This window comes from Blastococcus sp. SYSU D00669 (genome assembly GCF_054050715.1).
The window spans coordinates 94,949-102,728 of the sequence record NZ_JBJGZV010000019.1 but is presented as its reverse complement, the minus strand read 5'-3'; the positions used below and the strand labels follow the sequence as shown (position 1 = coordinate 102,728).

At 75.6% G+C, this 7,780-nt stretch carries 6 protein-coding genes; 5 read left to right on the top strand and 1 reads right to left on the bottom strand.

Annotation, left to right across the window (positions count from 1 at the left end):
* A partial coding sequence (locus tag ACI8AF_RS15100; RefSeq protein WP_456540541.1) for a thiolase family protein occupies positions 1 to 798 on the top strand: 798 nt, incomplete at its 5' end.
* 76 nt (positions 799 to 874) lie between these two features.
* The gene (locus ACI8AF_RS15095) at positions 875 to 1,804 is read left to right on the top strand and encodes an alpha/beta hydrolase (protein ID WP_456540540.1); all 930 of its coding nucleotides are present in this window, start codon (positions 875 to 877) and stop codon (positions 1,802 to 1,804) included.
* A gap of 10 nt (positions 1,805 to 1,814) precedes the next feature.
* On the opposite strand, the gene ACI8AF_RS15090 is transcribed toward ACI8AF_RS15095, so the two are convergent.
* Positions 1,815 to 3,782 (bottom strand): DUF222 domain-containing protein, encoded by a 1,968-nt coding sequence (locus tag ACI8AF_RS15090; RefSeq protein WP_456540539.1) that lies wholly within the window; start codon positions 3,780 to 3,782, stop codon positions 1,815 to 1,817.
* Positions 3,783 to 3,950: 168 nt separating this feature from the next.
* Between ACI8AF_RS15090 and ACI8AF_RS15085 the strand changes: the two genes are divergently transcribed.
* Genes ACI8AF_RS15085 through ACI8AF_RS15075 form a run of 3 tightly spaced genes read left to right on the top strand, consistent with a single transcriptional unit; the run spans position 3,951 to position 7,777 of the window.
* A complete protein-coding gene (locus ACI8AF_RS15085) occupies positions 3,951 to 5,627 on the top strand; it encodes a SpoIIE family protein phosphatase (RefSeq protein ID WP_456540538.1) in 1,677 nt (558 codons plus the stop codon).
* Positions 5,628 to 5,660: 33 nt separating this feature from the next.
* Positions 5,661 to 6,113 carry a DUF1707 SHOCT-like domain-containing protein gene (locus tag ACI8AF_RS15080; protein ID WP_456540537.1) on the top strand — a complete coding sequence of 151 codons (453 nt, stop codon included), beginning with the start codon at positions 5,661 to 5,663 and terminating at the stop codon, positions 6,111 to 6,113.
* A 32-nt stretch (positions 6,114 to 6,145) separates the two neighbouring features.
* A complete protein-coding gene (locus ACI8AF_RS15075; protein WP_456540536.1) occupies positions 6,146 to 7,777 on the top strand; it encodes an acyl-CoA carboxylase subunit beta in 1,632 nt (543 codons plus the stop codon).
* Positions 7,778 to 7,780 lie beyond the last annotated feature (3 nt).

Here is a 7,780-nt window from a genome sequence, read left to right as displayed (position 1 = left end):
GTGGAGTCGATGAGCCGGATCCCGATGGGGACGGCGACGTCGGTGGGCGGGTCGCCGCTGCCCGGGCCGTTCATGGACCGCTACGGCGTCTTCCCCAACCAGGGCGTGGGCGCGGAGATGATCGCCGAGCAGTGGGGCTTCTCCCGGCAGCAGCTCGACGAGTACTCGGTGGCCTCGCACGAGAAGGCCGCCGCCGCGCGGGACGAGGGCCGCTTCGAGGCGCAGATCGCCCCGGTGACCACCGACGCCGGCGTGGTGTCGGTGGACGAGGGCATCCGCGAGTCGACGGTGGAGAAGCTCGGCACGCTGAAGACGGTGTTCAAGCCGGAGGGCGGGACGATCACCGCCGGCAACTCCTCGCAGATCTCCGACGGCTCGGCGGCGCTGCTGATGATGACGTCGGACAAGGCCCGGGAGCTGGGGCTGACCCCGATCGCGCGGGTGCACACCGCCGTCCTGGCCGGTGCCGACCCGGTGATCATGCTGACCGCGCCGATCCCGGCCACGCAGAAGGCACTGGCGAAGTCGGGGCTGTCGGTCGACGAGATCGGCGCGTTCGAGGTCAACGAGGCCTTCGCGCCGGTGCCGCTGGCCTGGCTGGCCGACATCGGCGCCGACGCCAAGGCGCTCAACCCCAACGGCGGCGCGATCGCGCTGGGTCACCCGCTGGGTGGCTCGGGTGCCCGGCTGATGACGACGCTGGTGCACCACATGCGCGACAACGGCATCCGCTACGGCCTGCAGACGATGTGCGAGGGCGGCGGCCAGGCCAACGCCACCATCCTCGAGCTCCTGTAGGCCGCCCGCTGACGGTCACCGGCCGGCGTGCAGCGTGCACGCCGGCCGGTGCCGCACCGGGAGCAGGGGAGGCTGTGTGCGGATCGGGCTGGGCGACCTCGTCGGGGCGGATCTCGCCCGGCACGTCGCGGAGAGCCGGGCGTTCTACGCGGAGCGGGGGTCACGGCGGGGCCCGGCGTCCCTCGAGGAGCTGCTGGCGGCGCGGGCCGCATCGGTGCCGGCTCCGCCGTCCGCCCGGGTGGAGCAGGTCGTGGACGGGTGCCGGCGGGAGGTCTTGCTGCGGATCGCCCTGCCGGCGGACCGGCCGGTGCGGGGCGTGCACCTCGAGATCCCCGGTGGGGGCTTCTACCTCGGGCCGACGGCGGGCGCGGACGCGCGGAACGCGGCGCTCGCCGAGTCGCTCGGCATCGCCGTGGTCGGCGTCGAGCACCGGCTCGCGCCGGAGCATCCGTGGCCGGCCGCGCCGGACGACTGCGAGGCCGCTGCCCTCTGGCTCCTCGACCACGCCGGGGAGCGGTTCGGCACTCCCCGCCTGACCGTCGGCGGCAGCTCGGCCGGGGCCACGCTCGCCGTGACGACGCTGCTCCGGCTGCGGGACCGGGGGCGTGCCGGACCGTTCGCCGGCGCCGTCCTGCAGTTCGGCACCTACGACCTCAGCGGCGGGACCCCGGCCGGCCGGCTGATCGCCGACGAGTACTTCCTCCAGGCCTACGTCGGCGCCGTGGCCGACCGCACCGTTCCGGACGTGTCGCCGGTCTTCGGCGACCTGCGCGGCCTCCCGCCGGTACTGCTGGTCGTCGGGGCGTCGGACGTCCTGCTCGAGGACAACCTGGTCATGGCGGCCCGGCTCGCCGCGGCGGGCGTCGGCGTCGACCTGCGCGTCTACCCCGCGTCGCCGCACGGCTTCACCGGTCACCCCACCGCCATGGCGCGGGCCGCGCTCGCCGACCGGGACGCGTGGCTCGCCGAGCGCTTCCCCGCCCACGGCTCGGGCCGGGGCGGCTGATCCGGGCGGGTCAGAACGGCGGCGGCTCGGTGGTGGCGACGAGCCCGGACCGGGTGGTGACGGTGAGGGTCCCGTCAGCGGCCAACTCGTGGGTCGTGCCGGGGGCCTGGTGCTTGCCGCGGTGGTCGCCGGTGCAGAAGCCGACCAGGTTGGCCGTCGACGTGGCGCCGAGCGGGTAGGGCACGTGGTGGTCCAGCTCGCCGGCGCGGACCCGTCGTCGGCACCCGGGAAAGCGGCAGCGGCGGTCGCGGTGCCGCACGAACCGGTCGAGCTCGGCCCCGGGGCGGTAGCCGTCGGTCGGCGGTGGTGCGCCCAGCGGGTGCCCGGTGGTGGCCGCGCGGCGCAGCCCGGGCAGGTCGGTGAGGGAGACGAGCGCACCCGACAGTGCGTCCACCAGGGCGATCCGCGGCCGGTCGACCAGTCCGCCGCCGGCGGTGCGGGCCAGCAGGTCGGTCAGAGCCGCCCGGTCGGCGGCGGCCGCGGCCGAGAGCGCGCCGAGGGCGTCGCGGGCGGCCGAGACCCGGCCGGACGGGCCGGCCCGCCGGAAGGCCTCGTCGGCCAGGTCGGCGCGTTCGGCCGTGCGCACCAGCCGGTGGGCGCGGGCCATCGCCCGCAGGGACCCGCGCACCGCCGCCGACGCGTCCTCGACCGCCCGGTCGGCGGCCGCCCACCAGCCGGAGTCCGGCGGATCGTCGGGCGGGCCGTCTTCCGGTTCGGGGAAGGGGTCGGGGTGCAGCCCGGCCGCGAACTCCGCCTCCTCCCGGGCGTCGGTGGCGGCCAACTCCGCCTCCAGCTCCAGCCAGCCGTCGTCCAGCGCCCGCTCGGCGGCGGCGACCACCTCGGCCGCGGAGAGGGGGTCGGGGCCGTCGAACTCGCCGGCGTCCAGACGGCGTTCCCAGTCGGCCTCCCAGGCCTCGTGCGCGGCGCGCATCTGCTCGGTCCAGTCCTGCGGGTCGAGGCCGGGGTCGACGAACCGATCGTCCTCGTCCCACCCGGCCGACTCCGCCTGCTCCGTCGGAGCGGCGGTGCCCGCGGCGGCGCCGAGGTGGGCGCCGGTGAGGGCGGCCAGCAGCTGCCGGGCCAGCTCCGCCGGGATCACCTGACCGCCCAGCTCGGCCGGGGCGTCACCGCCGAGCACCGTGCCGATCGGGGCGACCAGGGTCAGCGTCACCTGCACCGGCGGCCGGTCGCCCGCCCCCGGCCGCAGCACCAGGTCCAGCAGCACGTCGGCCAGCTTCTCCCCGCGGGTGCGGGTGTCGGCCGGATCGACCGGCAGCGCGTCGACGTGCGCCTCCGCGGCGGCGATCAGCGCCTGCGCCTCCGGCAGGGTCAGCAGCGCGACCACCGAGGCCATCCCCGGCCGCCGGTCGCCCTGCACGCTCACCCCGCGCCGCTTGACCGCCCTGGCCAGCTCGTCGGCGACCCTGCGGACGTTGCGGGCGGTGACCTCGCGCAGCACCTTGGCGCCCAGCTGCGGCGGGGTGGTGATCGTCCGCCCGGCCGCCCGGGCGGCCACCCAGCCCAGCCCCGCGGCCTCCACCTCGGTGCGCACCGCGTCGTCGGCGATGGGGGCGACGTGCTCGCGCAGGCACCACAGGTGGTCCTCGGTCAGCATCCCGGCCTCGAGGGCGGCCAGCGTGCCCGGCAGCCGGTGCACCAGGGTCAGGGCCTCGTCCAGCAGCCGCTCCGCCTTGCCCTGCGCGCGGGCCAGTCCGATGGACAGCTCCGGCACCGCCCACTCCGACACGGGTCCGAGCAGCTCCGGCCGCGACCGCCACCGCTCCGCGCTCATCGCACCCGGCACGCCCTGCGGCCGGTCCAGCTCCGCCGGCCACGTCCCGGCGAACTCCGCCATGGCGCGCGACCGCAGCGCCACCTGCCGGGCGATCTCGCGGTCGGCCTCCTGCACCGCGGCGAGCGGACCCGACGCCAGGTCGGTCTGCGGCGCGAACACCGTGGTCGCGGCGGGCGTGGTCACGCCTTCGATCATACGTTCGATCATGACAGTTCTGCGTCCAGCCTGTGGACAGGTCCACCCAGCTCAGCCCCCCTGTGAACGGTGGGCCCCGCACGGGGCGTCGTCCAGTCGGTACGGTTTGCCCGACATGCCGCGGGAGGTGCCCGCCGGCCGGACCGTGGAGACGCCGTGACCGATACCGCCTCCGCACCCGCGGACGCGGGCCTCCTGGGCGAGGCGCTCGACGCCGTCCCGGACGGCGTGGCTGTCTTCGACGGCGACTGGTCGATCGTCTACGTCAACGGGGCCGCGGCGGAGCTGCTCGGCCGCGACCGCGCCGACCTGCTCGGGCGCAACATCTGGATCGCCCTGCCGGAACTCGGCGGCACGATCTTCCACAGCTTCCTGCTGCACGCGCGCAGCGTGGGGGAGCGGGTCACCTGGCACGGCTACTACGCGCCCGGCGGGCGCTGGCTGAGCGCGACCGCCGTGCGCAGCGGGGACCGGCTGCACGTCAGCTTCCGCGAGCCGGCCGACCGGCTCGCCGAGGTGGCCGCGCCGACCGACGTGGACGCCGAGGCCGACAGCGAGCGGCTGCGCTTCCTCGCCGAGGTCAGCGAGTCGATGATCAGCACCCTCGACACCGGGGAGACGCTGGAGCGGCTGGTCGACCTCGTGGTGCCGCGCCTGTGCGACTGGGCGATCGCCGCGCTCATCGGCGACGACCGCCGGCCCACCGAGGCCGCCCGCCGGCACAGCGACCCCGAGCGCGTGACCGACATGGACACCTACCTCGACCGGCCCGAGCAGGGCGGCGACGAGGACAGCCCGATGACCACCGCCTTCCTCATGGGCGAGCCGATCCACGCCCACCCCATCCCGGCGGAGCTGGTCGAGCCGCAGCTGACCACCGACGAGGTCCGCACGGCCTGGCAGCGCCTGGACTCGGACTCGTTCACCATCGTCCCGCTGCGCGCCCGCGGCGAGACCTTCGGCGGCATCGCCCTGATGAACACCCGGGCGCGCGGCCCGCACAGCGAGATGGAGATCGCCACCGCGGTCGAGGTGGCCCGCCGGGCCGGGCTGGCCCTGGACAACGCCCGCCTCTACGGCCGCCAGCTCAAGGTGGCCGAGACCCTGCAGCGCAGCCTGCTCACCCCGCCGCCGCAGCCCGACGACCTCGAGCTCGCCGTCCGTTACCAGCCGGCGGCGAGCAACATGCACGTCGGCGGCGACTGGTACGACGCGTTCCAGCAGGCCGACGGCGCCACGCTGCTCGTCATCGGCGACGTCGTCGGCCACAACGTCGACGCCGCCGCGGCGATGGGGCAGATCCGCAGCATCGTGCGCGGCATCGCCTTCGACCGCCAGGAGTCGCCCGCGCGGGTGCTCACCCGGGTCGACGACGCGCTCGGCGGCCTGCGGATCGGCACGCTCGCCACCGCGCTGATCGCCCGGATCGAGCAGTCGCCGGAGGAGGACGGGACGGGCCTGCGCACCCTGCGCTGGTCGTCGGCCGGGCACCTGCCCCCGCTGGTGCGCCACGCCGACGGCGCCGTCGAGATGCTGACGTCGGCCCCCGAGGCGCTGCTCGGCACCGACGTCCCGCAGGGCCGCACCGACCACGTCGCCCGGCTGCTCCCCGGCGACACCCTCCTCTTCTACACCGACGGCCTGGTCGAGCAGGGGCGGACGACGATCGACGAGGGGCTGGACCGCCTCGTCCGGCTGCTCGCCGAGGTGGGCGGGCTCGGGCTCGACGCGCTGTGCGACGCGCTGCTCGACCGGATCGTCGCCCGGCGGTCGGAGGACGACGTCGCGATCGTGGCCGTCCGCTGCCACCCGCAGGCCGGGTCCGGGGACTAGATTCGGTCCGAGACGTTCCGCGGGAGGTCGGCCATGGACGAGCGGCGACCCGAGCTCAGGATCTCCGACCGCGACCGCCACGCGGCCGCCGAGCGGCTGCGGCTGGCGCTGGGCGAGGGCCGGCTGGACCTCCTGGAGTACGACGACCGGCTGACCCAGGCGTACGCCGCCGTCACGCACGCCGACCTCGAGCCGCTGCTCGCCGACCTGCCGCCCGCCGACGAGATGTCCGCGCCGCCGCCGTCCCCCGCCCCGGCGTCCCGCCCCGCGCCGAAGGTCGCCCGCCTGCCCCTGGCGCTCAAGGTGCTCTGGACGGTCTGGCTGGCCGTGGTGTCGATCAACCTCACCGTGTGGGTGCTGGTCAGCGTCGACGGCGAGCCGGACTACTTCTGGCCGATGTGGCTGCTCGTGCCCGGCGCCGCCCTGTTCGGCGTCTCCGCCGCGGTCCTCGGGATGCGGCGCCCGCCGTCCGGCGGAGCCACGTGAGCTGCGCCACCGCGGCGGTGTAGACATCGGGGGTGGTCGCATCCCTCCACCCCCGCGTCACCGAGGGCACGGTGCTCCGCTCGGGCCTCGACCCCGGCGACGAGCAGTACCGGGCCAACCGGGCGGCGTCCCTGGCCCTGCTCGCGCAGCTGGACGAGCAGCTCGAGCTGGCCCGCGCCGGCGGCGGGGAGCGCTACGCGGCCCGGCACCGCGCGCGCGGGAAGCTGCTGGCCCGCGAGCGGGTGGAGCTGCTGCTCGACCGCGACTCGGCGTTCCTCGAGCTCTCCCCGCTGGCCGCCTGGGGCACCGACTTCACCGTCGGCGCCAGCCTGGTCACCGGCATCGGCGTGGTGTCCGGCGTCGAGTGCGTGGTGATCGCGCACGACCCCACCGTCCGCGGCGGCGCGATGAACCCCTGGTCGCTGAAGAAGTCGCTGCGCGCGCTGGAGATCGCCCGCCGCAACCGGCTGCCGGTGGTCAACCTCGTCGAGTCCGGCGGCGCCGACCTGCCCACGCAGGCGGAGATCTTCGTGCCGGGCGGCAAGGTGTTCCACGACCTCACCGAGCTCTCGGCGATGGGCATCCCGACGATCGCGCTGGTCTTCGGCAACTCCACCGCCGGGGGTGCGTACCTGCCGGGCATGTGCGACCACGCCGTGCTGGTCGACGGCGGGGCCAAGGTGTTCCTCGGCGGGCCGCCGCTGGTCAAGATGGCCACCGGTGAGGACGCCGACGAGGAGGAGCTCGGCGGCGCCCGCATGCACGCCCGCGTCTCGGGTCTGGCCGACCACTTCGCCGTCGACGAGCGCGACGCGATCCGGATCGGGCGGCGGATCGTCAGCGAGCTCAACTGGCGCAAGCTCGGCCCGGGACCGTCCCTGCCGGCCGACGAGCCCGTCCACGACCCCGACGAGCTGCTCGGCATCGCCCCGGCCGACCTGCGGGTGCCGTTCGACCCGCGCGAGGTGCTCGCCCGCGTCGTCGACGGCTCCCGCTTCGGCGAGTACAAGGCCGAGTACGGCACCAGCCTGGTGACCGGCTGGGCGTCGGTGCACGGCTTCCCGGTCGGCGTCCTGGCCAACGCCCGCGGCGTGCTGTTCGGCCCGGAGGCGCAGAAGGCCACCGAGTTCATCCAGCTGGCCAACGCCGCCGACACCCCGCTGCTCTTCCTGCAGAACACCACCGGCTACATGGTCGGCAAGGAGTACGAGCAGCGCGGGATCATCAAGGACGGCGCCAAGATGATCAACGCCGTCAGCAACAGCACGGTCCCGCACCTCACCGTGAACCTCGCGGCCAGCTTCGGCGCGGGCAACTACGGCATGAGCGGTCGGGCGTTCGACCCGCGCTTCGCCTTCGCCTGGCCGGGCGCGAAGCTCGCCGTCATGGGCGCCGCGCAGCTGGCCGGGGTGCTCTCGATCGTCGGCCGGGCCGCGGCCGCGGCGTCGGGCAAGGAGTTCGACGAGGCCGCCGACGAGGCCCGGCGACGGGCGATCGAGGCGCAGATCGAGGCCGAGGCGCACGCCTTCGCCGTCACCGGCCGGCTGTACGACGACGGGCTGCTCGACCCGCGGGACACCCGGACCGCGCTCGGCATCGCGCTGTCGGCCGCGCACTCCGGACCGATCGAGGGGCGCCGCGGCTACGGCGTCTTCCGGATGTGAGGC

What these genes read in the sequence shown, in the direction of transcription:
- ACI8AF_RS15080 (WP_456540537.1), top strand. Translation starts at nt 5,661, where the DNA reads ATGGACGAGCGGCGACCCGAGCTCAGGATCTCCGACCGCGACCGCCAC.